Origin of the sequence: Brevundimonas sp. CEF1, assembly GCF_051353055.1 — a bacterium.
Classification (GTDB): domain Bacteria; phylum Pseudomonadota; class Alphaproteobacteria; order Caulobacterales; family Caulobacteraceae; genus Brevundimonas.
Genome location: NZ_CP195593.1, coordinates 917,871 through 944,226 on the forward strand (window position 1 = coordinate 917,871; position 26,356 = coordinate 944,226).

Here is a 26,356-nt window from a genome sequence, read left to right on the forward strand (position 1 = left end):
CCTCAACGGGGGGCGATCGTAAGAGTCAGGACGACAGGCGCGTTCAGTTGAACGTCGTCAAACCGCAATACCATGTCACGTATGGTGGCCATGCTCGACTGCCCCAGCATGTGCATGCCGGAGGCGTTGAGCGCGAAAGCGTCCTCACCGTACCACAGGCTGACCCTTTCCTGACTGGCCAACTGTCGATAGTTGGCCGAGACCGTATAGCCGCCGGCGATGTTGCAGGCCTCGACCACCGAGCGACGCTCGCCTTCGATGATGTTCACGGGGCCGCCCGAGTCGATCGAGCACGACGGAGCGACCATCGCAGAAATGCGAAAGGCGCCTGTGCCTGAATTGCCCGAAGCCTGGGCGACGTGCGGTGCTGCAAGAGCGGTCAGGCCGGCGACGACCGTTAGAAAGGCTCGGCGTTTTGCCGAATTCAACTTGGTCATGACGTCCTCATCACCACGGATTTCAATGGACGATACTTGACGGGTCTTAACTTGAGGCGATCAGACAGGCTTAGCTGGTGCTTAAGCCTCATCGTAAACTCTCGCTAACCCTGTTCACCTAAGCGGGCGAGTGCGGCGATGGTTGAGGGTGAAAACGCATGAAAAAGGGGGCGCGATCCGGATCGCGCCCCCTTTAAGATGGAGTAGCCCGTTTGGGTGGCGTCAGGTCTTGGCGCCGGCCCGGCCGCGGCCCAGTTCGCGGTTCAGCCACAGGGCCAGCAAGGTGCAGACGGCGCCCGACAGCAGGTAGCCGCCGCCCGCCACCAGCCCGAACTTGCCCGACAGGGCCAGGGCGGCCAGAGGGGCGAAGCCCGCGCCGAACAGCCAGGCCAGGTCCGAGGTCAGGGCCGACGCGGTGTAGCGGTTGCCCAGGCTGAAGCTGGAGGCGATCGAACCCGAGGCCTGACCGAACGACAGACCCAGCAGGACGAAGCCCAGGATCATATAGGCCAGTTCGCCCACCGGGCCGCCGTCCAGCATCTGGGGCGCGAAGCCCGAGAAGGCGGCGATGCCGGCGGCGGTGACGGCCAGCAGGGCGCGACGGCCATAGCGGTCGGCCAGCCAGCCCGAGGCCAGGATGGCGATCAGGCCGAAGACGGCGCCGACCAGTTCGATCATCAGGAAGCGGCTGGGCGACTCCTCCGTGTAGAGGAAGACCCAGGACAGCGGGAAGACGGTCACCATGTGGAACATGGCGAAGCTGGCCAGGGGGGCGAAGGCGCCGATGACGATGCCGCCGCCTTCTTCACGCACGGCCTTGGTCACGGGGGCAGGGTGCAGCTCCAGCGTCTCGAAGGCGGCCTGGAAGGCGGGCGTCACCACGATACGCAGGCGGGCGAACAGGGCCACCACGTTGATGGCGAAGGCCACGAAGAAGGGATAGCGCCAGCCCCAGTCGAGGAAGTCGGCGGCCGACAGCTTGCTAAGGAAGTAGGCGAACAGGGCGCTGGCCACGATCAGGCCGAAGGGGGCGCCCAGTTGCGGCACCATGGCGTACCAGCCGCGACGGTTCTCAGGCGCGCTGACGGCCAGCAGCGAGGCCATGCCGTCCCAGGCGCCGCCCAGGGCCACGCCCTGACCGATGCGCAGGACGATCAGCATGACCGCCGCCCAGTGGCCGACCTGATCATAGCTGGGCAGGAAGCCGAGGCAGACCGTCGAGATGCCCATCAGGAAGAGGGCGATGGTCAGCTTGGTCCCGCGCCCGAAGCGCCGGTCGATCTCGATGAACAGGGCCGTTCCGAGGGGGCGGGCCAGGAAGGCCACGGCGAAGACGGCGAAGGACAGCAGGGTCCCGCCCAGCGGTCCCGCATAGGGGAAGACCAACTGCGGGAAGACCACGACCGAGGCGATCGCATAGACGAAGAAGTCGAAAAATTCCGACGTGCGACCGATGATCACGCCGATCGCGATTTCTCCGGCGTCGATTTTGCCGTGTCGTGCGTTGATCTGGCTGGCGTCCCGCTCGAGGGACTCTGAAGAAGGCGCGCCGCTGGTGGCGTTCATGACCGATGACGTTCCCTGGACCCGAGCGCGACACGCGCGCCGACATGGTAAGAATGACGAAAGCGGCCATTTGCTCCCGATCGTCGTCGGGGGGGATAGGACGGATTGTCCAATGTCGCCTTTCGGCAGGCGGCGCTACGGGCCGCGCACGATGACCGAGCCAGCACCCAATTTCCGGACAGGAGCCTTCGTGCGCCGCCTGCGACCCCTCTTGCTATTGCCTCTCCTGGCCATGCTGCCGGGCTGTGAAGCCGTTGTCCTGGCGCCGGCCGGCGACATCGCGGTGCAGCAGCGCGACCTGCTGATCATGTCCGTGGTGCTGATGCTGATCATCGTCATCCCGGTGATGGCGATGATCGTCTTCTTCGCCTGGAAATATCGGGAGTCGAACAAGGAAGCCCGCTACGAGCCGGACTGGGACCACTCGACCCACCTGGAGCTGGCAATCTGGGCCGCGCCTCTGCTCATCATCATCTGCCTGGGCGCCATTACCTGGTCGGGCACCCACCTGCTGGATCCCTATCGGTCGCTGGATCGGGTCAATAAGGGCCAGGCCGTCGCCGAGGGCGTCGAGCCGCTTCAGGTCAATGTGGTCGCCATGGACTGGAAGTGGCTGTTCATCTACCCGGAATACGGCATAGCCACGGTCAATGAACTGGCGGCGCCGGTTGATCGGCCGATCCGCTTCCACATCACCTCGACCGGGGTGATGAACTCCTTCTACATCCCCGCCCTGGCCGGTCAGATCTACGCCATGCCGGGCATGGAGACGAAGCTGCACGCCGTCATCAACCGTCCGGGCGAATACGTCGGCTTCTCGGCCAACTATTCCGGCGACGGCTTCTCCAACATGCGTTTCGCCTTCCACGGCCTGGATCAGGCGGGCTTTGATCAGTGGGTCGCCGGCGTGCGGGCCGACAGCAAGAGCCTGGACCGCGAGACCTATCTGGAGCTGGAAAAGCCCAGCGAGAAGGTGCCGGTGCTGCACTACGCCTCGGTCGATGAAGGCCTGTTCGACGCCGTGCTGAACATGTGCGTCGAGCCGGGCAAGATGTGCATGGGCGAGATGATGGCCATCGACAAGAAGGGCGGCCTGGGCCTGACCGCCGTCCACGCCACCTGGCCGCTGGTCCACGATAAGTACGCCCGTCGCGGCCAGGCCGTCCTGGGTTCGGGCGAATCCTACGTCATGGCCGTCTGCACCCCGTTGGAAGCCGAAAAGGCCGCCGTCGACGCCGCCCGCCGCCGTCAGGAACTGGCGGTGCAGATGACCCGCTCGGCCCCGACCGAACAGATCATGGGCATGGGCCTTGCCCGTCCGGGCCAATCTCGTTTGGGGGAGGCCGCTCGCACCGAAGTCGCCGCCGCCGGCTGGCCCTTCGCCCCCCGTATTCCTGCGCCGACCGCGGCCGACGCATCCGCGTCGCAATCCTGAGCGCCTGACCGACATGTCTATTGAGCAAATCGCATCCATGATCTTCGGTCGGCTGGACTGGAACGCCTTGCCGTTCCACGAGCCGATCCTGGTCGTCACCTTCTCCGTCGTCGTGCTCGGCGGTCTGGCGACCCTGGGCTTGATCACCCGTTACAAGCTGTGGGGCTATCTCTGGACCGAGTGGTTCACGACGGTCGACCACAAGAAGATCGGCATCATGTACATGATCCTGGGGATCGTGATGCTGCTGCGCGGCTTTGCCGACGCGGTCATGATGCGCCTGCAACAGGCCATGGCCTTCGGCGGGGCCGAGGGCTACCTCAACGCCCACCACTACGACCAGATCTTCACCGCCCACGGCGTGATCATGATCTTCTTCGTGGCCATGCCCCTGATCACCGGCCTGATGAACTATCTGGTGCCGTTGCAGATCGGGGCGCGCGACGTCTCCTTCCCCTTCCTGAACAATTTCAGCTTCTGGATGACGACGGCGGGCGCGGTGCTGGTCATGGCTTCGCTGTTCATCGGCGAGTTCGCGCGCACGGGCTGGCTGGCCTATCCGCCGCTGTCGGGCATTGGCTACAGCCCGGGCGTCGGGGTCGACTATTATATCTGGGCCCTGCAGATCGCCGGGGTGGGGACCACCCTGTCCGGCATCAACCTGATCGCGACCATCGTGAAGATGCGCGCGCCGGGCATGGGCCTGATGAAGATGCCGGTCTTCACCTGGACCTCGCTGTGCGCCAACGTCCTGATTGTGGCCTCCTTCCCAGTGCTGACCGCCGTTCTGGCCCTGCTGACGGCTGACCGCTACATCGGCACCAACTTCTTCACGAACGACTTCGGCGGCAATCCGATGATGTACGTGAACCTGATCTGGATCTGGGGTCACCCCGAGGTCTACATCCTGGTCCTGCCGCTGTTCGGCGTCTTCTCGGAAGTCACCTCGACCTTCTCGGGCAAGAAGCTCTTTGGCTATACGTCCATGGTCTATGCCACCGTGGTCATCACCATCCTGTCCTACCTGGTGTGGCTGCACCACTTCTTCACCATGGGCTCGGGCGCATCCGTGAACTCCTTCTTCGGGATCACGACGATGATCATCTCGATCCCGACCGGGGCCAAGCTGTTCAACTGGCTCTTCACCATGTATCGCGGCCGCATCCGGTTCGAGCTGCCGATGATGTGGACGGTCGCCTTCATGCTGACCTTCGTGGTCGGCGGCATGACGGGCGTCATGCTGGCGGTGCCGCCGGCGGACTTCGTCCTGCACAACTCCCTGTTCCTGATCGCCCACTTCCACAACGTCATCATCGCCGGCGTGCTGTTCGGCCTGTTCGCGGCCATCAACTTCTGGTGGCCCAAGGCCTTCGGCTTCAAGCTGGACAAGACCTGGGGTCTGGTCAGCTTCTGGTGCTGGGTGATCGGCTTCTGGGTCGCTTTCGCCCCGCTCTATGTCCTGGGCTTCATGGGCGTGACGCGACGGATGCGGGTTTTTGACGATCCGTCCTACCAGATCTGGTTCATCATCGCGGCGGTCGGCGTCGGCATCATCGCCATGGGCATCCTGGCCATGCTGATCCAGTTCGCCGTCTCGATCCTCAACCGCGACAAGCTGCGCGACGAGACGGGCGACCCCTGGCACGGCCGCACGCTGGAGTGGGCCACGTCCTCGCCCCCGCCGGACTACAACTTCGCCAAGACGCCGATCATCCACGACTCGGACGCCTGGTGGGACATGAAGACGCGCGGCTATGAGCGTCCGACCGACGGCTACAAGCCCATTCACATGCCGTCCAACACGGGCGCGGGCGTGATCCTGGCCGGCCTGTCGACGGTCGTGGGCTTCGCCTTGATCTGGTACATGTGGTGGCTGGCGGCGCTCGGCTTCTTCGCCCTGATCGCCTACGCCATCTTCCACACCTTCAACTACAAGCGCGACTACTACATCCCGGCCGAAACGGTGCAGGCGACTGAAGACGCACACACCAAGGCCCTGGCGGCCGCAGCGGCGAAGGGTTGATCTGATGAGCCACGCAGCTTCCCTGAACCCTGACTACGTCGACGAGGCCGGGCGGCCGATCTACCACCCGGTCGAGGAGCCGCATCACCCGGAAGGCCACAGCACCATGCTGGGCTTCTGGATGTATCTGATGAGCGACTGCCTCATCTTCGCGATGCTGTTCGCCGTCTATGCGGTGGTCGGCGCCAACTACGCCGCCGGCCCTGCGCCCAAGGACCTGTTCGACTTGCCGCTGGTGGCGCTGAACACCTCCATGCTGCTGCTGTCGTCGATCACCTACGGCTTCGCCATGCTGGCCATGGTCAAGAACCGTACGGCCCAGATGCAGATCTGGCTGGCGATCACCGGCGTCTTCGGCCTCTGCTTCCTGGGGATCGAGCTCTATGAGTTCGCCCACATGATCCACCTGGGCGCCACGCCCCAGCGCAGCGCCTTCCTGTCGGCCTTCTTCGTTCTGGTCGGCACCCACGGCCTGCACGTCACCTTCGGCTGCATCTGGCTGGTCACCTTGATGGTCCAGGTCTGGCGCAAGGGTCTGATCCCGGCCAACAAGCGCCGGCTGATGTGCCTCAGCCTGTTCTGGCACTTCCTGGACGTCATCTGGATCGGCGTCTTCACCTTCGTCTATCTGTTCGGGATGCTGCGATGAGCGCCGAGGCCCACAACGACCAAGCGGTGGATCATCACGACGATCACCACCACGGCGACGACCACGACCACGGCTCGTTCAAGACCTATATGATCGGGTTCCTGCTGTCGGTCGTGCTGACGGCGATCCCGTTCTGGCTGGTCATGACCGGCGCCCTGCCGGCGGCGACCACGGGTCTGATCATCACGGCCTTCGCCGTGGTGCAGATCGTGGTGCACATGATCTTCTTCCTGCACATGAACCATAAGTCCGAGGGCGGGTGGAACATGCTGGCCCTGATCTTCACCATCGTGGTGGTGGTGATCGCCGTCGCGGGTTCGGTCTGGGTGATGTATCACCTGAACGTCAACATGATGCCCACCCACGACATGCAGACCATGGGCTGAGCCTGATCGGGCGAGGCCAGGGGAGAAGCGCTATAGAGCCGTCGTCGCGACCCGCCCGGCCGCCGCGCAGCATGACCGCCCTGATCCTGGGCGCGGTCATGTTCGCCCTTCTGTTCGCGGGCTTTTCCGCCCTGGGCGTCTGGCAAGTGCAGAGGCTGGCCTGGAAGCAGGAGCTGATCCGTCAGGTCGAGGCCCGTATCCACGCCGCGCCCGCCGCCGCGCCGCCGCCGGGCCAGACCATCACGCGCCAGGCCGATCAGTATCGTCGGGTCGTCGTCAGCGGCCGCTTTGATCATGCGCGCGAGGCCCTGGTGAAGGCGGTGACGGACCTTGGGCCTGGCTACTGGGTGGTGACGCCGCTGACGACTGATCAAGGCTTCACCGTCCTGATCAATCGGGGCTTCGTCCCGTCCGAACGCCAGAAGTCGGCGGATCGCGCGGCGGGCCAGGTCGAGGGCCAGACCCGCGTCGTCGGCCTGCTGCGCCTGACCGAGCCTGACGGCGGCTTCCTGCGCGCCAACGACCCGTCGGGCGATCGCTGGTTCTCGCGCGACGTGGCGGGCATCGCCAGGGCGAAGGGTGTGCCGGGGCCGGTGGCTCCCTACTTCATCGACGCCGACGCCACGCCCAACCCGGGCGGCTGGCCGCGCGGCGGGCTGACCGTGGTGCGTTTCGCCAACAGCCACCTGATCTACGCCCTGACCTGGTTCGGACTGGCCCTGATGTCGGCGGCGGGCTTTGCCCTGTTCTGGCGTGAGGAAAAGCGCCGGAGAGCGTCGCGATGAGCGCGATGCGGTTCGCGCGCAGCCTGCTGGGTCTGGACGACCGGGCCGAAGCGCCGGTCTCGCCGGGCGCGGCGGGGCGGCGCAACATGCTGCTGCTGATCCAGCTGCGATGGCTGGCCGTGATCGGGCAGGTGGTGACCATCGCCGTGGTCCACTGGGGACTCAAGATACCTCTGCCGCTGGGCATGCTGCTGCTGGCCCCGACCGGGCTGGCGGTGATGAACCTGGCCAGCGCCCCGGTCACCCTGCGCCGTCACAGCGTGACCGACCCGGAGCTGATCCTGGCCCTGTTCGTCGATGTGGCGGCCCTGACCTGGCTGCTGTTCTTCAGCGGCGGGACCAGCAACCCCTTCGCGGCCCTCTATCTGATGCAGATCGTGCTGGCGGCGGTGCTGCTGCGGCCGCCCTATGCCTGGGGTTTCGTCCTGGTCACCAGCGCCTGTCTCGCCTGGCTGGCGGTTTGGCATCAGCCGCTGCTGTTGCCGCCCGACACCGACGCCCACATGGGGCTGATCCAGGCCGGGGCCCTGGTCAACTTCATCCTGATCGCGGTGCTGCTGGTGGCCTTCGTGACGCGCACGACTCAGAACGTGCGGGCGCGCGACGCCTATCTGGCCGACGCGCGGCAACAGGCGGCGGAACAGGACCATATCGTTCGCATGGGTCTGCTGGCGTCCGGCGCCGCCCATGAGCTGGGCACGCCCCTGGCCTCGCTGTCGGTGATTCTCAGCGACTGGAAACGGATGCCGGCGCTGACGGCGGACGCCGACCTGACCTCCGACATCGCCGAGATGCAGGCCGAGGTGGAGCGCTGCAAGACTATCGTCACCGGCATCCTGATGTCGGCGGGCGAGGCGCGAGGTGTGGCCCCGACCATCACCACCCTGGGCGGCTTCCTGTCCGAGATCGTGGCGGAGTGGTGCGAGAAGTCGAACGACGCCATGGCCGTGGTGCTGAAGGCGCCGACGCCGCGCGATCCGCGCATCATCGCCGACCCGGCTCTGAAACAGGTCTTCAGCGCCCTGTTGGACAACGCCCATGAGGCCGGGGCCGAGCGCATGGTGGTTTCGGCGACCCTGGACGACGATCTGCTGGCCGTAGAGTTCAACGACGACGGCCCCGGTTTCACGCCCGACATTCTGGAGCGCCTGGGCCAGCCCTATCAATCGACCAAGGGCCGGGCAGGGGCGGGGTTGGGCCTCTTCCTGCTGGTCAATGTGATGCGCAAACTGGGCGGCGGCGTCGCGGCCCGCAACCGACGGGACGGCGGCGCCTGTGTCCGTTTGACCCTGCCTCTGGAGGCCTTGGCTCCCAAATGACCGACCCGACCGACGCCCCCCGCCAGTTGCTGATCGTCGAGGACGACGAGGCTTTCGCCAAGACCCTGCGCAAGTCGTTCGAGCGTCGCGGCTATGAGGTGGTCTCGGCGCGCAGCCACGAGCAACTGCTCGAACTGCTGCAGGTGCATCACCCGCGCTATGCGGTCGTGGACCTGAAGCTGGGCGCGGCCTCGGGCCTGACCTGCGTCCAGACCCTGCATGCCTTTGACCCTGAGTTGGACATTGTGGTCCTGACCGGTTTCGCCAGCATCGCGACGGCCGTCGAGGCCATCAAGCTGGGCGCGCGGCATTACCTGGCCAAGCCCGCGGGCACGGACGAGATCGAGGCCGCCTTCGCTCGGCAGGAGGGCGATCCCGACGCCGTCCTCAGCGCCCGCCCGACCTCGATCAAGACCCTGGAGTGGGAACGCATCCACGAGGTCCTGGCCGAGACCAATTTCAACATCTCCGAGACCGCGCGCCGCCTGGGCATGCACCGCCGCACCCTGGCCCGGAAGCTGGAGAAACGTCAGGTTACCTGATGGGCTTAGTGCGCGCCGCGCCCGAACAGACGCAACACCTGATGCAGCACGACGGCGAGCACGCCGCCGACGATCAGACCCAGCAGGCCTGACAACAGGGCTGTGGTGATCCAGCCGGCCGCGCCACCCAGCGGCCCGGCCAGACCGGCGACCGCATGGGCCAGATGTTCGACCGGCTCGGCGGGCCAGGCCAGGCCGAGCGTGTGCGTGCCGTGCAGCAGGATGCCGCCGCCGACCCACAGCATGGCTACCGTGCCGATGACGGATAGGGCGGAAAAGACGCCCGGCATGCCTTTCACCAGGCCGCGTCCGACAGCGCGGCTGGTCCTGGATGCGCGTTCGGCCATGTGCAGGCCGATGTCGTCCAGTTTCACCAGCAGGCCCACGGCGCCGTAGACGGCCACGGTCATGGCCAGACCGACCACGATCAGCACCCCGGCCTGGGTCGCCAACGGCGCGTCAGAAACGTCGGCCAGGGCGATGGTCATGATCTCGGCCGACAGGATCAGGTCCGTTCTGACGGCGCCGGAAACCGTGGCCTTCTCCAGATGGGCGGGATCGTTGCTGACCGGCTTTTCCTCGGCCTCATGCTCGTCGAACATTTCCAGCACCTTCTCCGCCCCCTCGAAACAGAGGTAGGCGCCGCCGACCATCAGCAGGGGCGTGATGGCCCAGGGCGCGAAGGCGGTCAGCAGCAGAGCGATCGGAAGGATCAGCAGCAGTTTGTTGCGGATGGAGCCCACGGCGATCTTGCCGATGATCGGCAACTCGCGGCTGGGCGACAGGCCGGTGACGTATTTCGGCGTCACGGCGGCGTCGTCGATCACCACGCCGGCCGCCTTGCTGGCGGCCTTGCTGGAGGCGGCGCCGACGTCATCGATGGAGGCCGCGGCCAGCTTGGCGATGCCCGCGACATCGTCGATCAGGGCCATAAGTCCAGAGGGCATGGGGCGCACCAGAAGGGGAGGGAGAAATGCAGAGCTTTCTTCCTGCCTGCGACAAAGCGTCTTGGAAAGAGGCCGCGTCGGCCTTCGCGCAGAACACAATGAACCGCAGCCCAGGGTTCCCTGGGAAGGGATGCTGTTTTTCTGGAGATATCAGAAGAGACGATGGTGGGTGATCACAGGTTCGAACTGTGGACCCGCTGATTAAGAGTTTGGCAAATAGCCACCCCTCCTAGCTTGTCTCAGTTTGCTCTACCTTAAGAAGTCATTTAATTTCAGATAGTTGAGCCGTTGTAAATTTGACGTTCCTTGTCCATGCTGGGCCCAGGTTGCTTGTATGACGTTATGTTCTAGGCCTGGAGGAACTGTAATGGTGAAGCTGACCAAGACGTTCGTTGATCAAGTCCGGCCACCCGAAGCGGGCTACGCAATTCACTGGGACGACAAACTTTCGGGCTATGGCTTGCGGGTCACTGCCGGGGGCGTGCGGAGCTTCATCGCCCAGGGGCGCGTGCGCGGTAAATCAGTCATCGTGACGATCGGCCGATACGGGCTCTACCCCGAGGACAAAGCCCGGAAACGGGCCCAGAGCATCCTGCAGGGGATGCGAGAAGGCATCGACCCTCGGGACGCCAAAAAGGCCGACGAGGCGATACGCGTGACGCTCGGGGAGGTATGCGAGGCCTATGTCTCCCGACCGGGCAGGCTAAAGGCGAGCACGAGGACCGAGTACAAGCGGCACGTGGACAAGGTGTTTGCGGCCTGGAAGGACAAGCCCATCGTCCAGATCACTGAGGACGACGTGCGCAAGCGTCACCGGGCGCTTGTGGAGGGTGGGCTGGATGGGAAAAAGGGGGCTCCGGCCAGCGCCAACGCCGCGATGGTCACGTTGCGCATTCTGCTCAACTTCGCAGGTCGCCAGTACCGGCGCGGCGACGGGACGCCGCTGATCCAGCGGAACCCGGTCGAGGTGCTCAAGGATCATTGGGCACCCCTCGGATCGCGCACCGACCGCTACATCGACCGGCGGAGGATCGGGGAGGTCTGGAACGCCTTGAATGGTGCTCGGGCTGACGCCAAAGACCACCACGCCTTGGCCAGCATTGACTTGACCCTGTTCCTGCTGCTGACGGGGGCGCGTCGGGACGAAGGAGCGACCCTCACGTGGGATCGCGTCAATATCGACGATGAAGACCCCTCAAACTGCTGGTGGCATCTGGACGAGCGCAAGCGGGGCGAGCCCCTGTGGCTTCCGCTGTCGTCGCAGGCCGTCGCGGTGCTGAAGGGACGACCACGGCTGAACGACAACCCTTACGTCTTCCCTTCCTGGAGTAAGACGGGCCATGTGACCGAGGCGCGTGCGCCGATGGAACTGGTCAGCGCGGTGGCTGGGAAACATCTGAGCCTACATGACCTCCGCCGCACCTTCACCAACATCGCCATGCGCGAGTGCCTGATCGAGAAGTTCAGGACGGACCTCCTCACCGGCCATAAGCCCGCGCAGGAGGACGTCACGGCCCGCAACTATCTCGACTTGGCCCGACTCGAATGGCTCCAGCCCGAGGTGCAGAAAATCGGGGACTGGATCGAGGCGCAGGCTAACGTTGCTACCGCCAAGGCGGCGGGAGTCAACGTGGTTCCGATCCGCGCTTGAAGCTTAATCCTCATATTGATCCAGAATGAGCGGTCGGAAACGGCTGACAAACTGCCCTGCGAATGCCCGCCAGGAGTGCACGACCGGACTCGTTAACCGGAACTCCTGATTATTCACCGTCAGCGGTTGCCCGTGGGCAATCCGATTACGCACTTGGTTAATTGTGTCGAGCTTAGTGATTACGGTTGCGTTACTACATTTCTTCCAGCTGAGGCCATCAAGCGCGTCGGCAAACCCCAACCGGAAGAATAGTCGACGGACGTTGTGCGGATTGGGGTTGCCCCAGCCCTTGCAGTCGGACCAATAACGTTCGAGTTCATCCTGGTTGAAATGGTCGAATGTAAGCGGCAGGGCGGCCTTGAACGTGTCTTCGATCTCGGCTTGAAGAGCTGCCGAAATCAGGGTGGTTGATGCCCTTAGCAGGGAGCTTCCAACCCTCGCTCCATTCTGTATTCGTGGAGCACCGCGCGTCCCACCAGTTACTAGAGCGTGGGCGCGGAGCAATTCATCAACATCGGTGAGTGCAGTCATGAAGACAATGTACCGCGAAACGGTGAAGCTTCAATCGCTCCCTAAGTTGGCGGTTTCGAGCGGTGGCTATAGTGGGGCCGCAGGCGGTGCAGTTGCCTTAGCAGCAGGGGATCGCTGTTGTGGCCAGGGGGTATGCGGCGCGGGTGTGAAAGCGGCTGTACGTGCCCCGTAGAGGCCCTGTGCCGCATTTCTATCCATGTCCATTAGAGGCCTTTGCCCATGGGCAATCTATGCTAAGCTAGCGCCAACCAAGCCCTCCGCCTCGTGGGGGGATGAAAGCCCCGCCACCGCTTGGGTTCTCCGCGGCTAACGCTCGCACTCAGGAGAATACGGTGAGCGTCACCAACATGACCCTTGAACAGCTTTCGGAGCTGTTCGGCTATACCCCCAAGGGGCGTCCCCTCGACACGAAAGAGGTCGCCGAAATCCTCGGCGTCCATCCCAATACCATCGACCAGTATCGGTTCAGGGGTGATGGCCCGCGCCATTTCAGCCCGCCAGGCACCCGGCGCGTCTGGTACGCCGAACGCGATGTGCTGGCGTGGCTCGCCTCAGGCGCCCGCCGCAGCACCAGCGACACCGTCGCGGCCTGACCCGCAAACCCTGAATACCTGTGTCGATCATGGGGAAGTGGAATGCGTCCAGTCGGTTCGCGGCCGCCTGTGACGGGTCTTCTAGCCCGTCGCTAGCCCCATTTAAGAAGCGCGGCCGGGCGGTGATGCGCCCAGCCGCTGAATTCCACTCGATCCACGCAGGGAGCCATTAGCCAACCCATTGAGATTGAAAACCAATGACCACGCAAATTATGGAGCAGACCGCTGAAGGTCCGCAACCTGCGAATCTACTCGCCATGATGAAGGCCGCTCCTATCTGGCTGCTCTGGAAGGCAGTTCCGAGGCCCGGCAAGCCGAAACCTGACAAGGTTCCGTTCTATGTCACCGGGACGCCTCGGCAGGGACCGCTCGATGCCCCGCAAGACCGCGCCCAGCTTGTTGCCTATGAGGAAGCGAAGGCGGCCTTTGAGAAGGCGCGAGGCGCATATGAGGGGCTCGCCATCGCCCTTGGACCGGATGGCCATGGAGGGCACTGGCAGGGCATCGACCTCGATGACATTGAGACCCAGGGCCTTTCTGACCTCGCGAATGCATGGGTGCGCGGTGAGCGGGCCGGCATGGCCTATATCGAGGCCAGCCCCAGCAGGACAGGCGTGCACATCATTGGGTATGGCCGCCACTTTGATCCCCTCGGGTCAAACCACAGTGGCATTGAAGCGTATTCGGGCGGGCGATTCTTCACCTTCACAGCTCTTGCGGCGCTGAATGATAGCCCCTGTCGCCCGGCCTGCCTGGCGGATCACGTCGAACAAGTTCTGGCCCTGCGGCACGGAAAGGGTCGTTCAGCGTCGCCGGGTGTGAGCGGCCTGGAAAAGGTGCCCGTCGACGCCAAAACGGTAACGGAACTCCGGGCCGCCCTCGCGCACATGCGCGCTGACGACCGAGATCTCTGGGTCAGGATGGGTATGGCCCTGAAAGAGCTGGGCCAGACAGGGCGCGGTCTGTGGCTTGATTGGTCCCAGACCTCCGAAAAATATGATGCCAAGGATGCGGCGAGAAAGTGGGACGGTTTTGCGCCCCGCGATACCGGCTATCAGGTTGTCTTCGCGGAGGCGCAGCGTCAGGGCTGGATCAACCCCGCCAGCAACGCCGCTCAATCTGCCCCCAAGGCCGTCCCATCCGCTCCTGCGCCACGAAAATTGGTGGGCAGGTCGCTGGACGGCGTTCAAATGCGCTCCATCGACTGGCTTTGGGTCGGCTGGGTGCCGAAGGGGTATATCACCATCTTCGCAGGCGAGACGGGCGCAGGGAAATCGACCGTCCTCGCGGACATTACCGCAAGGGTTACGACAGGCGCGCCTTGGCCTGGTGAAGTTGCGGCGGCTTCTCGCCAGCCCGGCCGCGTGCTGTGGCTGGGAAGTGAAGACAGCATCGAAGAGATGACGGTTCCCCGTCTGACCGCCTGCGGCGCTAATCTGGAAAACGTTGTTGAGATCCAGGGCGTAACCCAACAGGGCAAGCGCAGTTCCTTTTCGATGCAGGATGATCTGGAGGCTGTTAGCGAGTGGCTGGCCTTCGCCGAGGCGGATGGGCGACCTTTCGCGATGCTGGTGATCGACCCGGTCACGAGCTATCTGCCTGGCCAGAAACTCCGAAAGGTGGACCTTAACGACGCCGGGCAATTGCGCTCCATCCTGGAGCCCTGGTTGGCACTTGCCCAGAAACACAATCTTGCGATCGTTTGCGTCACGCACTTTGCGAAGGATACGGCCCGTTCGATGCTTCATAGGGTGCTGGGATCTGCGGCGTTCGCGCAGACCTGCCGTAGCCTATGCGCGGTTATTGAGCGCCCCGCGCCGAAGGACACCGAGCCTGATCCTCACGCTAAGGCCCTCGTGCAGGTGAAGGTCAACTTGCCCGAGCACCCTGGTGGGTCTTGGAAGTTTCGGACAGAGAAGGTCGAGCTTGGTGTCGACCCCCGCAATAATAGGACCATCACCGCCACCCGGCCAAACTGGGAAGAGCTCGACAGCGGCCTGACGCCTCAAAGTATGGTCGGGGGCAGCAGGGGGCCGGTCAGCAAGTTTGAGGCGACGTTTGGGATGTGGGTGCAGGCATACTTCGTGACCCAGCCGCCCGGCCAATGGATTCCAGTCGAGACCATCAAGGCCCTCGCGATCGCGGAAAAAGCGACCACGGATCGCTGGTGGTCCGAACACAGCGGCGACTACCTAGAAAAAACGAACGAGGGCGGAATCTGGTTTTGTCGTCCGAGGCGCAGTCTGCACAAAACTACGTAATGTGGGGGTAGCCCCTCAAGTGGGGGCATGGTGGTGAAACTCCGTAGAGTGAGATTGCTCAACGCTTTGCCCCACCATGCCCACCGCCCCCACCATACACCGCCCTACGGGGTTTCGTGCCGCGACAGCGCCATGTCTTCCGCTCCTGGAGCCAGAGCGCGGCGGCTAGGACGGGGTTTACTCGCACCGCTGATATGGGCGTGCACCGCCCAGCGCCATCTCTTTAGCGGCTTGCAGTAGCCCGCCTGTCCCGCGTGCCCGTCGGCCTATCGACCGTCCGACCCTCACCGCCAGCCCACCGACCCGCAAATGTCGAGTATGGCGCTCTTGCTGGAAGCGGAACAGATGTATCCCCCTGTTCGATAATAACTTTGTCCCGCTTTTGCTTGCTGAACTTCAGCGTGATCGCGTACCGTAACAGCAAGTAGCAAGCCAAGAAGAGGGTTTTCTAAGATGTCAGAAGGCATTGATACCCGAGTTACTCCGTCTCTTCATCCTGACAACGTGAAGGAGGTCGACGGGTACGACGAGCAGACTGCGCCCTATGTCAGTCTCGCGGAGACGGCTTTCAGCGAGGCCTATATCGGGATCGGGCAGGTCCACTCCGCCCGCGAGAAGGCGCGCACGAACCCGACGTGGACCGAAGCCCAGCAGATCATCCAGACCCAGGATTTCGCTGACAAGGTTTTCAGCCGGATCGCGCGCCAGATGGACGGGGCGATGGCAAGCCTCGGCAAGGGCATCGCCGCGCTGGAGGCGCAGTTGAGCGCCCCGGTCACGTCCGTGGCGGCCCAAGGCGTTGCCGTAGAAATCCGCGCGCACGTGAAGGCGCTGCCAAACAACAAGCGGCTGGGCTTCATCCAGAGCGCATTGGCGGCAGGGGACGCGGTGACCGTCTCGTCCGTCCTGGGGGCTCCTTCCTACCTTTCCGGCCTAGACGCCGGGATGCAGGGGGCGCTGCTGCGCCAGTGGCATGAGCGCAATAGCCCCGAGGTCGCCAAGCGCGTCAGGGCAATGAAGGGCGCACGCGATCTCATCACCAACCGGGGCGGGTTGGTGCACGCGGAGTTGGAGAAGGCCGTCGGCGCCCCGCCCGACAAAGCGAAGGCGCTTCGCGAGGCGAAGACGGCCGCCGAAAAGGCGTTCGTGTTCCGCGACGCTTGATTGGGCGCTGTTGAGATCAGGATGCCAGCATGACCGACCAGCACGACCAGAAAGGGCCTGAGGCGCAGAAACCGGCTCGTGTGTGGGAAAGGGGCGGTCCCAGCCCTAACCCGAAAGGCAGACCGCCGGGCATCGTGGACAAGCGTACCAGGGTCTCGCAGGCCCTTATGGACGACGCCCCGGCTGTGGCCCGTGTGGTCGTTGACGCGGCCCTTGAGGGCGACATGCAAGCGGCTTCGCTGGTCCTTTCCCGTATCGCACCCGTCCTGCGTGGCCAGATGGAAAAGGTCTCCTTCGAATTCGACGCCACCGCGCCGGTAGCCCGGCAGGTGGAGCAGGTGCTGGCAGCCGTGGCGCGCGGTCAGGTAGCCCCGGACGTGGCCAAGCAGGTGATCGACGCGGTGCAGGCGCTCAGCACCATCCGCGCCACCGAGGAGTTGGAGGCGCGGCTGGCCGCGCTGGAGCAAAAGGAACTCGACAAATGAACAGTTGGATCAATCCGAACCGCATCGTCACCGCCGAGCCCCTGCCAAAGGACCTGGCTTTGCTCACCTTCGTCGACGGGAAATTCGTCGCCGTACACGCGCCCGCCCAGCATGAACGGGTGACGGCCTACGCGAGACAGATCGCAGAAAAATCCGGGCTGCCGGTAAAGGTGCTGCCAGCCACCTTACCCGAAGCGCTGGGCTTCATGGGCAGCAGTCTTGAGGAGTTTGTCGCCATCGCCTTTGGGGACGAGCAGGAACTGCGGGCGTGGGTCGTCCAAAGCCTAAAGGCGGTGGTGCGCGACGAAAACGACGGGACCGTGCGGCAGGAGGCCTACGACATGCTGGTGGGCATGGGCGAGATCGAGCCGTGACCCTGCGGCCGCCTATACGGGCCGCGTTGGGCTGGGACTGACCACATGGCAGCCATCACGTCCATGCTGGCGAGAGTGGCCAAGCTCGAAGTGGAGCGGGTACCGCCTGTCCTCGCCAAATTTGGCGGCGAAGAAGGCTGGGCGACTTTTGAGGCGGAGGCTCAGGCGGGGGTAGACGAGGGGCGCTACGACGGCCGCGATATGCCCGTGGTCCTACGTAGCATCAAGCGATGGTTGCAGGCTTGTTGAACTAGTCAAACCACACTGATGCTCATCCTGCTTTCGAACTCTACCAAATGGACCTTGGTATCGTGAGCATCGCGGGCGGCGTACAGCTTATCGTCGATTTTGGAGCCGACGATGACACCGATTACATCAGATCCTCCAGCGAGATTTTTTCTCACCCAACCCATGTAACGCGACAATTGGCCGAAAACTTTATCTGCCGATCGGCCACGCTTTAGCTCTATAACGACATACTGGCCTGATTTTTTGTCGTAACCGAGCAAATCAATCGGGCCAACGGTCGTCGGATACTGGCGGCCCTCAAGTTGTAGATTGAGACCAATGCGCTTGCCCAACTCATCGATGTTTTTCTCGATATTGTCCTCAAGTGTTTTTTCATTGATCATCATTTTCTTGAAGCTGCGTAACTCAGCTGTAGACGCACCTAAGCTTTTCTTTACTGCCGCAGCTGCTTCAAGATCGTTACGGCTCACGTAAACGTCGAGCGCCGTTTGTTGATTGGGCAGAGCTTCGGGGTCGCCCATCCAAGCCAGAAATTCTTTTTCATCTGCGAAGGCTATGTGCGTGCCGTTCACGGCGTAATCATCAATAAAAGTTCGAGCCTCGCCCCTTATTCGATTGAGTTTTAAGGAATGATCGCTCACCTCAATCAGGCCGGATAGCGTCCACATCTTATACGCGTACGACTGATTCAATCTGATAGTCTTGTAGATTGAGCCCCGGCGGGTGCCGGCAATATTGTAGGCATCGCACTGACGAATGAGTTCTGCCTGCTGATCGGCCGTTAGTTCACGAAAGGCGTCGATCTGGTCAGCGACCTCATCGACTTCTGAAATCGCGCGCGCTTTAGCAACAAAAAGCCGATACTCTCCCGCGGACAGAGTGCCTTCCACCGCTTGCAGCAAACGAACCAGGAAAGGCACCGGATGCAGCCTTATGGCTCGGTGGTCTTTTGACGAAACTGCAGGGTTTGAGAACTGGTAGCGAAGCGCTTGGCGAGCGAGTACGGCCGCCTTGTCTTCGGAGGCTAAAAATAGGTTGCCCGCGTCAGTGACCTCGACCTGATCGTCCAGATCAACCCAGGCTAAGCCTAAGACGGCCATGACCTGTTTGAGCATGCGGGCAAGCGGGGCTCCTCCGCCTTCCCACTTGTCTTCAGCGGCGGATACGGAATCTTCTTGCAAGCGCCGAATGTAGTCGCCCTGAAGATCGCGCCAAGCGCCCTTACCTTCGAACTCTTTCAAAATGCGAAGTCGGGCTTCCACGCTTTCGACGGTGATCGCCAACCCCTTGGGCTGGTACCAATAGGCGAGATTCATCCCGTACTCGCGAACAAATCGCTTCCACTGAGCGGGAAGCGCGGGCCGCGGTGCCTTTGCCATTAGACTAGCTTGGGCTGGTCGTCGTCAGATGGCGCAGACGCGCCTCGGCCGTATGTCTTGCGCTTATGTTTGCTCACAGCTTCAGCCCCCGCCGTTCCAGCCTCCTCGAACATAAGTTTGAGGAGATCATCCCTCGTAGGGTACTTCGCTCGGCCGACAAGTAGCAAGGGTTCATCGCGCCGGGCATCGGCGATCCTGCGTTCAGCGAAGCGCAGATATCCAGGATTCACGTCAATCCCAATCCACCTACGTTTCATCTTTTGAGCGACCACGCAGGTAGTTCCTGTCCCGACAAACGGATCAACTATGATCTCGCCTGGGAACTCCTCGCTAGCCCCGTAGCTGTAAAGCCTCATGAGGCGCGCCGGCAGCTTTTCGGGGAAGGGCGCAGGGTGGCCTTCCTCTCGCTTCACATCCTCTGGGTACATGAACCAAACTTGTTGTGCGAGATCCATCCACTCCAGACGAGATAGCTTATTTGCGGCCTTCGCATCATCCGAGAATTTCGGAGGTTTCCCTGGCTTCACATAGACATTTATGAACTCGATGGTGTTGTTTTCAAGAATGTTGCCCGGATACGGATAACTGCCGAACATCATTTTTGATGTCTGCTTCTGCCAGACGAACAGACCGTATCTCTCTAGGTCAGTGCTAGCGATGATCCTCGACTCGTTGTCAGCTGCGATGTTCTTGATATGACGCGTATGCTGCTCGATCACGTCCTTCGGTATCGGCATGATTGGAGCGTTGATGCAGAGCTTCCCATTCGGGCGTAGAACGCGCGCGCACTGCGACCACACCTTCATCATGTCGTCTAGATAGTCGTCATATGTAGGCCAGTGAGCAGTCTGACCCTCGTACTCGACAGCTGTCCAGTACGGCGGAGACGTAATCACCATGTCAACGGACGAGTCTGGCCAACTCGCCATTACTTCGGCCGCATCACCAGCGATGAGCTGGCCGACGAATTTTTCGATGCCAAGAGTCTCGTCTACTTGAGCGGCCAGCTGGGCAGGCATGGGATCTCCGAAATCATACCGGGGAAGGTATAGGGCGCAAATCGACTGATGCCCACGCAGCCGCGCGACAATCGAAAAGAAACGTGTGGACGGTCGGACGTCGGTTGCCGCTGTGGCGCTGCCGCTTCGGCTAGCACGGCGCTATGATAGACCCGCGGGGCGCCGCTCAGCGCCACAAGCCAATTGAAGTAAGCTTATGTTTTTGCTAAAAAAAACGATGGTGGGTGATGTAGGGTTCGAACCTACGACCCGCTGATTAAGAGTCAGCTGCTCTACCAACTGAGCTAATCACCCGTACCGTCGTCTGCGCCCTTGGTGTGGCGCCGGTTCTTCGTGGCGACCCGCTGGGTTGCCCGAAGGGCCGTCCTATTACTCAGGAAGCGGGACGGGCGCAAGGGCTGATTGCGGGATTTTCTAAAGTTTGTTCCGCGCGCTAAGGTCGCGGCCGGAATCAGCCGCCGACAGACGCGGCACGAGGAAAATACACATATGGCGTTCTGGAACCGTCGGCGGTCGATCGATGCGATGTTGGCCCCGCACGAGGGGCCGGCGCTGAAGAAAACCCTCAGCTGGCCGCACCTGATGGCTCTGGGCGTGGGCGCCATCGTCGGCACCGGCATCCTGACCCTGATCGGGGTCGGCGCCGGTCTTGCGGGTCCGGCGGTGCTGATCAGCTTCGCCCTGGCCGGTCTGGTCTGCGCCTGTGCGGCCCTCGCCTATGCCGAGCTATCGACCATCATGCCCGCCTCGGGCAGCGCCTACACCTATTCCTATGCCTCGTTGGGCGAGATCTTCGCTTGGGTTGTGGGGTGGAGCCTGATCCTGGAATATTCGTTGGTCGTGTCGGCGGTGGCTGTGGGCTGGTCTGGTTACGCCATTCCCTTCCTGGCCGGGCTGGGCATTGACCTGCCGCTGGCCCTGACGGTCGGCCCGCACGTCGAAGGCGGCCTGATCAACCTGCCCGCCGTCTTCATCATCGCCGTGGTGACGGGCCTGCTGCTGATGGGCACCAAGGAGAGCGCCACGCTGAACGCCGTCCTGGTGCTGGTGAAGATCGCCGCCCTGGTGGCCTTCGTCGCCATCGCCCTGCCGCACTTTGACGCCGCCAACTTCACCCCCTTCATGCCGCACGGTTTCGGCGCCCCCTTCGTCCAGACGGGCGTCATGGCGGCGGCGGCTATCATCTTCTTCGCCTTCTACGGTTTTGACGCCATCGCCACGGCGGCCGAAGAGACCAAGAAGCCCGAACGCGACCTGGCCATCGGCATCATCGGCTCGATGGTGGTCTGCACTATCCTCTATATCGTCGTCGCGGCCGCCGCGATCGGCGCCGCTCCGGTCGCCAGCTTCGCCGACAGCCCGGAGCCGCTATCGCTGATCATGCGCGGCCTGGGGCAGGGCGTCGCGGCCCAATGGATCGCCGCCGCCGCCGTCATCGCCCTGCCGACCGTTCTGCTGGCCTTCCTGTTCGGCCAGAGCCGCATCTTCCTCGGCATGGCCCGTGACGGCCTGCTGCCCAACCGCCTGGCCAAGATTTCCAAGCGCGGCGTCCCGGTCGTCGTGACCGTCTTCACCGCCATCGTCGTGGCCTTCCTGGCCGGGATCATGCGCCTGGACGAGCTGGCCTCGCTGGCCAACGCCGGCACCCTGATGGCCTTCATGGCCGTGGGCGTCAGCTTGATCGTGCTGCGGGTGCGCGAGCCGAACCGCGAGCGCAAGTTCAGGACCCCGCTGTGGTGGCTGGTCGGCGGCGTGGCCATCATCGGCTGCATCGTCTTCTTCTTCAGCCTGAAGGCTTCGACCCAGCTCTATTTCCTGCTGTGGAACCTGTTCGGCCTGGCCATCTACCTGATCTGGTCGTCGCGTAACTCGCGGCTGGCCAAGGGCGAAGAGGTTGAAGGCTGATGGCCAGGCGCGACCTGTCGGGGGCGGTGGATTTCACCGTCCTCGAAGCCATGACCGGCGGCATGGATGATGTGACGGACGAAGTGCTGGGTCTGTTCGTCGAGCAGGCCCGCATGTGGTCGGCCATGCTGGACGCCTCCAGCGAGGGCTGGCGCGACGCCGTTCACACCATCCGCGGCGCCGGAGCGGGCATCGGGGCCAAGGCCCTGGCCCAGGTCTGCGAAGAGGTGGAATTCGGCGAGCAATCCGCCGCGCCCGCCGGGCTGGAGCGGGTGAAGACGGCGCTGGACGCGGCTCTGGCCGATGTGGCGGCCTATCGCCACGAACTGGCGCTCAAGAGCCTGAAGGGCTGAGGCCCTACTCCCACAAGGGGACAAAGGGACAAGGGGACTCAGTCCCGCGTCTTGTCCCAGGTTCCGAACTCGTGGGCGATGCAGCGGTCGATCAGCAGGCGCCAGACCGGCTCGGCGATGTCCGCAGACAGGCCGGCGGGTTCGGCTGCCTTCAGGACCTTTTCCACCACGTCGTCGATGCGGGCCTGGTCGAAGACGGCGTCGCGGTTCGGCTTGATGCGAGCGGCGGCGTCCATGTAGCGCTGGCGCTCGGCCAGCAGGGTCACGAGGGCGCGGTCCAGCGCATCCACACCCTGACGCACGTCCAGCATGGTCGCGCAGTCTTCCGGGGCCTTGCGGTTGTCGATGGCGACGGTGAGGGGGGCGGTCATCAGGTCAGCCGACAAAGGCGCGCTCCAGAACATAGTCGCCGGGTTCGGCGTTCGAGCCTTCCTTGAGGCCGTAGGATTCCAGCAGTTCGCCGGTCTCCTTGATCATGGCCATCGAGCCGCACAGCATGACGCGGTCGCTGTTGGGCGAGAAGCCGATGGGCAGTTGCAGGTCGGCGAAGACGTCGCCGGACTTGATGCGGTCGGTGATGCGGCCCGGCGTCTCGAAGCGCTCGCGGGTCACGGTCGGATAATAGGTCAGCTGGGCCTTGGCCTCGTCGCCGATCAGCGGGTCGTCGTGGATCTCGTGGCTGAAGAAGTCGCGGTAGGCCAGGTCGGCGACATTGCGCACCGTGTGGCAGACGATGACCTGTTTGAAGCGCGAGTAGGTCTCGGGATCGCGCGCGACCGATAGCCAGGGCGCCAGGCCTGTGCCGGTGCCGATCAGCCACAGACGCTCGCCGCCGGTCAGGGCGTCCAGCACCAGGGTGCCGGTCGGCTTCTTGCCCATCAGTACGTTGTCGCCCGGCTGGATCTTCTGCAGACGCGAGGTCAGGGGGCCGTCCTCGACCTTGATCGAGAAGAACTCCAGTTCCTCGGCCCAGAAGGGGCTGGCGATGGAATAGGCGCGCAGGACGGGCTTGCCGCCATCCTCGCCCGGCAGGCCGATCATGACGAACTCGCCCGAACGGAAACGGAAATCCTCGGGCCGTTTGACGCCGAAGCTGAACAGTTGGTCGTTCCAGTGGCGGACCCACAGGACTTCCAGATTGTGGAACGGGCTGGCCTTGACGGGCGGCGCGGCGGTGGAGGCGTCGGACATGGCGACTACCTAGGCCGTCGCGGGCGGTTGCGAAAGTCTCGCGAGGGTCGAAGCGGCGCATGGAACTCAATTTTGGGCGGACACGTCTGCGATCCCTTACCCTTCTCCCGATGGGAGAAGGTGGCCCGATAGAGCCGGATGAGGGTTCCCGGCATCCGTCGGCGTAAGCCGCCGCGATACGGCTAGACGCCGACTGACAGGTCGAACCCTCACCCTTTCGCCTGTTCCAATCGCTCCGCTCTTGGAGGCTCAAGCCCTCTCCCATCGGGAGAGGGATGAAAGAGGGATGACGGCGGAAGAATCCGCCTCTAGCTTCGCCGCCATGCGCACATTCCTTCTTGCTTCGACGATCCTGATGGCTGCCACCTCGGCCTTTGCTCAGACCAATCCTCAGCCGGTGACGCCCCCAGCGGCGACCGCGCCCGCGTCCTCGATCCTGACGGTCGAGCGGGTCTTCGCCAATCCGTCGCTGGCCGGGCCGGTGGCCAAGGGCGTCAGCCTGTCGCCCGACGGCGAACTGGTCGCCTTCCTACGCTCGCGCGAGGACGACGTTGACGTGCTGGACCTGTGGGCCGCGCCGGTGAAGGGCGGCGAGCCGTTCAAGCTGATCGACGCCCGGGCCCTGGTCCCTGACGCCGGCGAACTGTCCGAGGCCGAGAAGGCGCGGCGCGAGCGGATGCGCATCAGCCAACGCGGCGTGGTGGAGTATTCCTGGGACGAGCAGGGCCGCTACATTCTGGCCCCGCTGGAAGGCGATGTCTTCCTGGCCAATCGCGCTGACGGCAGCGTGCGTCGCCTGACCGAGACGGCGGCGGACGAGATCGACGCCAAGGTCTCGCCCGAAGGGGCCTTCGTCAGCTTCGTGCGCGATCAGAACCTGTTCGTGATCAATCTGGAGACGGGCGCCGAGCAGGCGATCACCACCGACGGCAAGGACCTGATCACCTGGGCGACGGCCGAGTTCATCGCCCAGGAGGAACTGGACCGCGACACCGGCTACTGGTGGAGCCCTGACGAGCGTTTCATCGCCCTGCAGCGCACCGACGAGACCCAGGTCGACGTCATTCCGCGCCTGGACATCACCGGCGGCGGCGCCTCGGTCATCTCGCAGCGCTATCCGCGCGCCGGACGGCCCAACGCCGTGGTCGAGCTCTATGTTCAGGACGTGCAGAGCGGCCAGCGGGTCAAGGTCGACCTGGGCGCCGACAACGACATCTATCTGGGCCGGGTTAACTGGGCGGCGGACGGTTCGGTCGCCTATGTCCAGCGCCTGTCGCGCGACCAGAAGCGGCTGGACCTGCTCAGCGTCGATCCGGCCACGGGCGCCAGCCGGGTGATCGCCAGCCAGACCTCGAACGCCTGGGTCAACGTCACCCATGACTTCAACGCGCTGAAGGACGACAACTTCATCTGGTCCAGCGAAGAGAGCGGGTGGCGGCACCTGTATCTCTACAACAAGGACGGCCGGCGCCTGCGCGCGATCACGCGCGGCGACTATCCGGTCAAGTCGCTGGCGGGCGTCAATCAGGAGACGGGCGAGGTCTTCTTCACCGCCTCCATGCGCGACGGCAAGGAGTATCCGATCGAGCAACAGCTGTTCCGCGCCAGCCTGAAGCGGACGACGACGCCCGCCGAGGTCACGCCGCGCGGCGGCTGGTGGAGCGCCTCGGTCAACCGCACCGGCACGGCCTATGTCGGCAACTATAACGACGTGAACACGCCCGCGCAGTCGGCCCTCTATTCCATCGACGGCACGCGCGTGCGCTGGATCGAGGAGAACAAACTCCAGCCCGGCCACCCCTTCTGGCCCTATGCCGAGCGGCAGCAGAAGCCGACCTTCGGCACGCTGCAAAGCCACGGCGAGACCCTGGTGTGGCAGATGACCACGCCGCCGGGCTTTGATCCGACGAAGACCTATCCAGTCGTCATGCAGGTCTATGGCGGCCCGTCTGGTGGCGGGGTCAAGAACGCCTGGCAGGGCGCGACCAACCAGCTTCTGACCGAGGCCGGCTACATCGTCTTCCGCCTGGACAACCGGGGCGAGGGCGACCGTTCGGCGGCCTTCAAACAGGCCCTCTATCTGAAGATGGGCCAGCCGGAGATCGAGGATCAGGTCATCGCCGCCGACTATCTGCGGTCGCTGCCCTATGTCGACGACAGCCGCATCGCCATGATGGGCTGGTCCTATGGCGGCTTCATGAGCCTGATGGCCCTGACCGAGCCCAAGATGGGCCTGGCCTCGGCCCTGGCCGGCGCCCCGCCGACCGAGTGGAGCCTCTACGACACGGCCTATACCGAGCGTTACATGTCGACGCCGCAGGCCAATGTGGAGGGCTATGCCGCCTCCGACGTGCTGGGCCGTTTGGATCACCTGACCGGGCGTCTGCTGCTGCTGCACGGCATGGCCGACGACAACGTCATCTTCGAGAACACCACGCGGGTGCTGAACGCCCTGCAGGAAAAGAGCATCCCCTTCGAGACCATGCTCTATCCGGGGCAGCGCCACGGCGTTCGCGGCAATGATCGCCAGCTTCACCTGTGGCGCACCTACCTCGACTTCCTGGACCGCACGATTGGAACGCGAGCGCCCGAAGCGGCCCAGTGACCTGATCCTGTCCCGGCGGAACAAGCGGCAAGCGCCGCCGTTCCGCCGGAATGGAAAAGCTGTTCAACCATTTCGCCAATACGACAGCCAAGGTCGCCGGTCGGCCGTGGACCTTCATCCTGTGCCTGCTGCTGGTCCTGGTGTGGGCGGCGACAGGGCCGGTCTTCAAGTTCAGCGAGACCTGGCAGCTGGTGATCAACACCGGCACGACCATCATCACCTTCCTGATGGTCTTCCTGATCCAGAACACCCAGAACCGCGACGCGGCGGCCATGCACGCCAAGATGGACGAGCTGATCTATGCGGTGAAGAAGGCCGACGCGGGCTTCATCGGCATCGAGCACCTGACCGACAAGGAATTGGCCGTCATTCTGGCGGAGGTCGAACGGCGCGGGCGCGACATTCACGCCGGGCGCCCGGCGCGGGCGGTCAGGAGCCGTCCGGCCTCTCGTGTTGAAGAGGACGGCGTGGTCGAAGGCGGCACGAAAAAATAGAGTCTAATTCGTC

General features: G+C 63.6%; 26 protein-coding genes and 1 tRNA gene. 18 read left to right on the top strand and 9 right to left on the bottom strand.

The genetic code is table 11. The features are described 5' to 3' along the window. Positions 1 to 2 precede the first annotated feature (2 nt). Positions 3 to 437, bottom strand: coding sequence for a hypothetical protein (locus tag ACR9FL_RS04780; RefSeq protein WP_436357440.1), 435 nt, complete (start codon positions 435 to 437; stop codon positions 3 to 5). A gap of 222 nt (positions 438 to 659) precedes the next feature. Further along, complete coding sequence (locus ACR9FL_RS04785; RefSeq protein ID WP_436357441.1) at positions 660 to 2,003, bottom strand: MFS transporter; 1,344 nt, start codon at positions 2,001 to 2,003, stop codon at positions 660 to 662. Between the two features lie 190 nt (positions 2,004 to 2,193). Between ACR9FL_RS04785 and cyoA the strand changes: the two genes are divergently transcribed. From cyoA to ACR9FL_RS04820, 7 genes are all read left to right on the top strand, one after another. Continuing rightward, the gene (gene cyoA / locus ACR9FL_RS04790; RefSeq protein WP_436357443.1) at positions 2,194 to 3,438 is read left to right on the top strand and encodes a ubiquinol oxidase subunit II; all 1,245 of its coding nucleotides are present in this window, start codon (positions 2,194 to 2,196) and stop codon (positions 3,436 to 3,438) included. 13 nt (positions 3,439 to 3,451) lie between these two features. After that, entirely contained in the window at positions 3,452 to 5,461 is a 2,010-nt protein-coding gene (cyoB, locus tag ACR9FL_RS04795) for a cytochrome o ubiquinol oxidase subunit I (protein ID WP_436357445.1), read from the top strand. A gap of 4 nt (positions 5,462 to 5,465) precedes the next feature. Then, a complete protein-coding gene (gene cyoC, locus ACR9FL_RS04800; protein WP_436357447.1) occupies positions 5,466 to 6,110 on the top strand; it encodes a cytochrome o ubiquinol oxidase subunit III in 645 nt (214 codons plus the stop codon). Then, positions 6,107 to 6,496 carry a cytochrome o ubiquinol oxidase subunit IV gene (gene cyoD / locus ACR9FL_RS04805; RefSeq protein ID WP_436357449.1) on the top strand — a complete coding sequence of 130 codons (390 nt, stop codon included), beginning with the start codon at positions 6,107 to 6,109 and terminating at the stop codon, positions 6,494 to 6,496. Before cyoC ends, cyoD begins: the two co-directional genes overlap by 4 nt. A 71-nt stretch (positions 6,497 to 6,567) precedes the next feature. Beyond that, a complete protein-coding gene (locus tag ACR9FL_RS04810) occupies positions 6,568 to 7,281 on the top strand; it encodes an SURF1 family protein (protein WP_436357451.1) in 714 nt (237 codons plus the stop codon). Then, positions 7,278 to 8,600: an ATP-binding protein gene (locus ACR9FL_RS04815; RefSeq protein ID WP_436357452.1), complete on the top strand. Its 1,323-nt coding sequence runs from the start codon at positions 7,278 to 7,280 to the stop codon at positions 8,598 to 8,600. The genes ACR9FL_RS04810 and ACR9FL_RS04815 overlap by 4 nt, the downstream gene beginning before the upstream one ends. Further along, entirely contained in the window at positions 8,597 to 9,142 is a 546-nt protein-coding gene (locus ACR9FL_RS04820) for a response regulator transcription factor (protein ID WP_436357453.1), read from the top strand. The genes ACR9FL_RS04815 and ACR9FL_RS04820 overlap by 4 nt, the downstream gene beginning before the upstream one ends. A gap of 5 nt (positions 9,143 to 9,147) precedes the next feature. Here the strand turns inward: ACR9FL_RS04820 and ACR9FL_RS04825 are convergent, their stop codons facing one another. Next, positions 9,148 to 10,089, bottom strand: a complete 942-nt coding sequence (locus ACR9FL_RS04825; RefSeq protein WP_436357454.1) for a DUF808 domain-containing protein — start codon at positions 10,087 to 10,089, stop codon at positions 9,148 to 9,150. A 367-nt stretch (positions 10,090 to 10,456) separates the two neighbouring features. Between ACR9FL_RS04825 and ACR9FL_RS04830 the strand changes: the two genes are divergently transcribed. Beyond that, positions 10,457 to 11,740: a tyrosine-type recombinase/integrase gene (locus ACR9FL_RS04830; protein WP_436357456.1), complete on the top strand. Its 1,284-nt coding sequence runs from the start codon at positions 10,457 to 10,459 to the stop codon at positions 11,738 to 11,740. Positions 11,741 to 11,743: 3 nt separating this feature from the next. Here ACR9FL_RS04830 and ACR9FL_RS04835 read toward each other — a convergent pair whose 3' ends face one another. Next, positions 11,744 to 12,271 carry a HEPN domain-containing protein gene (locus tag ACR9FL_RS04835; RefSeq protein ID WP_436357458.1) on the bottom strand — a complete coding sequence of 176 codons (528 nt, stop codon included), beginning with the start codon at positions 12,269 to 12,271 and terminating at the stop codon, positions 11,744 to 11,746. Between the two features lie 332 nt (positions 12,272 to 12,603). Here ACR9FL_RS04835 and ACR9FL_RS04840 point away from each other — a divergent pair, with 332 nt between their 5' ends. From ACR9FL_RS04840 to ACR9FL_RS04865, 6 genes are all read left to right on the top strand, one after another. Then, entirely contained in the window at positions 12,604 to 12,864 is a 261-nt protein-coding gene (locus tag ACR9FL_RS04840) for a helix-turn-helix transcriptional regulator (protein ID WP_436357459.1), read from the top strand. Between the two features lie 197 nt (positions 12,865 to 13,061). Further along, positions 13,062 to 15,125: an AAA family ATPase gene (locus tag ACR9FL_RS04845; protein WP_436357460.1), complete on the top strand. Its 2,064-nt coding sequence runs from the start codon at positions 13,062 to 13,064 to the stop codon at positions 15,123 to 15,125. A gap of 453 nt (positions 15,126 to 15,578) precedes the next feature. Next, positions 15,579 to 16,289: a hypothetical protein gene (locus ACR9FL_RS04850; RefSeq protein WP_436357461.1), complete on the top strand. Its 711-nt coding sequence runs from the start codon at positions 15,579 to 15,581 to the stop codon at positions 16,287 to 16,289. 29 nt (positions 16,290 to 16,318) lie between these two features. After that, positions 16,319 to 16,774: a DUF5681 domain-containing protein gene (locus tag ACR9FL_RS04855; protein ID WP_436357462.1), complete on the top strand. Its 456-nt coding sequence runs from the start codon at positions 16,319 to 16,321 to the stop codon at positions 16,772 to 16,774. Next, on the top strand, positions 16,771 to 17,148 hold the full coding sequence (locus ACR9FL_RS04860; protein ID WP_436357464.1) for a hypothetical protein: 378 nt from the start codon (positions 16,771 to 16,773) through the stop codon (positions 17,146 to 17,148). The genes ACR9FL_RS04855 and ACR9FL_RS04860 overlap by 4 nt, the downstream gene beginning before the upstream one ends. Before the next feature lie 45 nt (positions 17,149 to 17,193). Then, a complete protein-coding gene (locus tag ACR9FL_RS04865) occupies positions 17,194 to 17,397 on the top strand; it encodes a hypothetical protein (protein WP_436357466.1) in 204 nt (67 codons plus the stop codon). Between the two features lie 5 nt (positions 17,398 to 17,402). On the opposite strand, the gene ACR9FL_RS04870 is transcribed toward ACR9FL_RS04865, so the two are convergent. The 3 genes from ACR9FL_RS04870 to ACR9FL_RS04880 form a co-directional block, all read right to left on the bottom strand. Beyond that, positions 17,403 to 18,713, bottom strand: coding sequence for a PDDEXK nuclease domain-containing protein (locus ACR9FL_RS04870; RefSeq protein ID WP_436357467.1), 1,311 nt, complete (start codon positions 18,711 to 18,713; stop codon positions 17,403 to 17,405). Between the two features lie 62 nt (positions 18,714 to 18,775). After that, positions 18,776 to 19,795, bottom strand: a complete 1,020-nt coding sequence (locus tag ACR9FL_RS04875; RefSeq protein WP_436357469.1) for a DNA-methyltransferase — start codon at positions 19,793 to 19,795, stop codon at positions 18,776 to 18,778. Between the two features lie 218 nt (positions 19,796 to 20,013). Next, positions 20,014 to 20,089 (bottom strand) — tRNA-Lys (locus ACR9FL_RS04880). A 195-nt stretch (positions 20,090 to 20,284) separates the two neighbouring features. Here ACR9FL_RS04880 and ACR9FL_RS04885 point away from each other — a divergent pair. Both ACR9FL_RS04885 and ACR9FL_RS04890 read left to right on the top strand, forming a co-directional pair. Continuing rightward, positions 20,285 to 21,700, top strand: coding sequence for an amino acid permease (locus ACR9FL_RS04885; RefSeq protein ID WP_436357470.1), 1,416 nt, complete (start codon positions 20,285 to 20,287; stop codon positions 21,698 to 21,700). After that, complete coding sequence (locus ACR9FL_RS04890) at positions 21,700 to 22,053, top strand: Hpt domain-containing protein (RefSeq protein WP_296178280.1); 354 nt, start codon at positions 21,700 to 21,702, stop codon at positions 22,051 to 22,053. The genes ACR9FL_RS04885 and ACR9FL_RS04890 overlap by 1 nt, the downstream gene beginning before the upstream one ends. Before the next feature lie 38 nt (positions 22,054 to 22,091). Here ACR9FL_RS04890 and ACR9FL_RS04895 read toward each other — a convergent pair whose 3' ends face one another. Continuing rightward, positions 22,092 to 22,424: a chorismate mutase gene (locus ACR9FL_RS04895; RefSeq protein WP_436357472.1), complete on the bottom strand. Its 333-nt coding sequence runs from the start codon at positions 22,422 to 22,424 to the stop codon at positions 22,092 to 22,094. Between the two features lie 4 nt (positions 22,425 to 22,428). Then, a complete protein-coding gene (locus ACR9FL_RS04900; RefSeq protein ID WP_436357473.1) occupies positions 22,429 to 23,244 on the bottom strand; it encodes a ferredoxin--NADP reductase in 816 nt (271 codons plus the stop codon). Positions 23,245 to 23,599: 355 nt separating this feature from the next. Here ACR9FL_RS04900 and ACR9FL_RS04905 point away from each other — a divergent pair, with 355 nt between their 5' ends. Together ACR9FL_RS04905 and ACR9FL_RS04910 are read left to right on the top strand one after the other, a co-directional pair. Further along, positions 23,600 to 25,849, top strand: coding sequence for a S9 family peptidase (locus ACR9FL_RS04905; RefSeq protein WP_436357475.1), 2,250 nt, complete (start codon positions 23,600 to 23,602; stop codon positions 25,847 to 25,849). 50 nt (positions 25,850 to 25,899) lie between these two features. Then, on the top strand, positions 25,900 to 26,343 hold the full coding sequence (locus tag ACR9FL_RS04910; RefSeq protein ID WP_297933750.1) for a low affinity iron permease family protein: 444 nt from the start codon (positions 25,900 to 25,902) through the stop codon (positions 26,341 to 26,343). Positions 26,344 to 26,356: the final 13 nt, after the last annotated feature.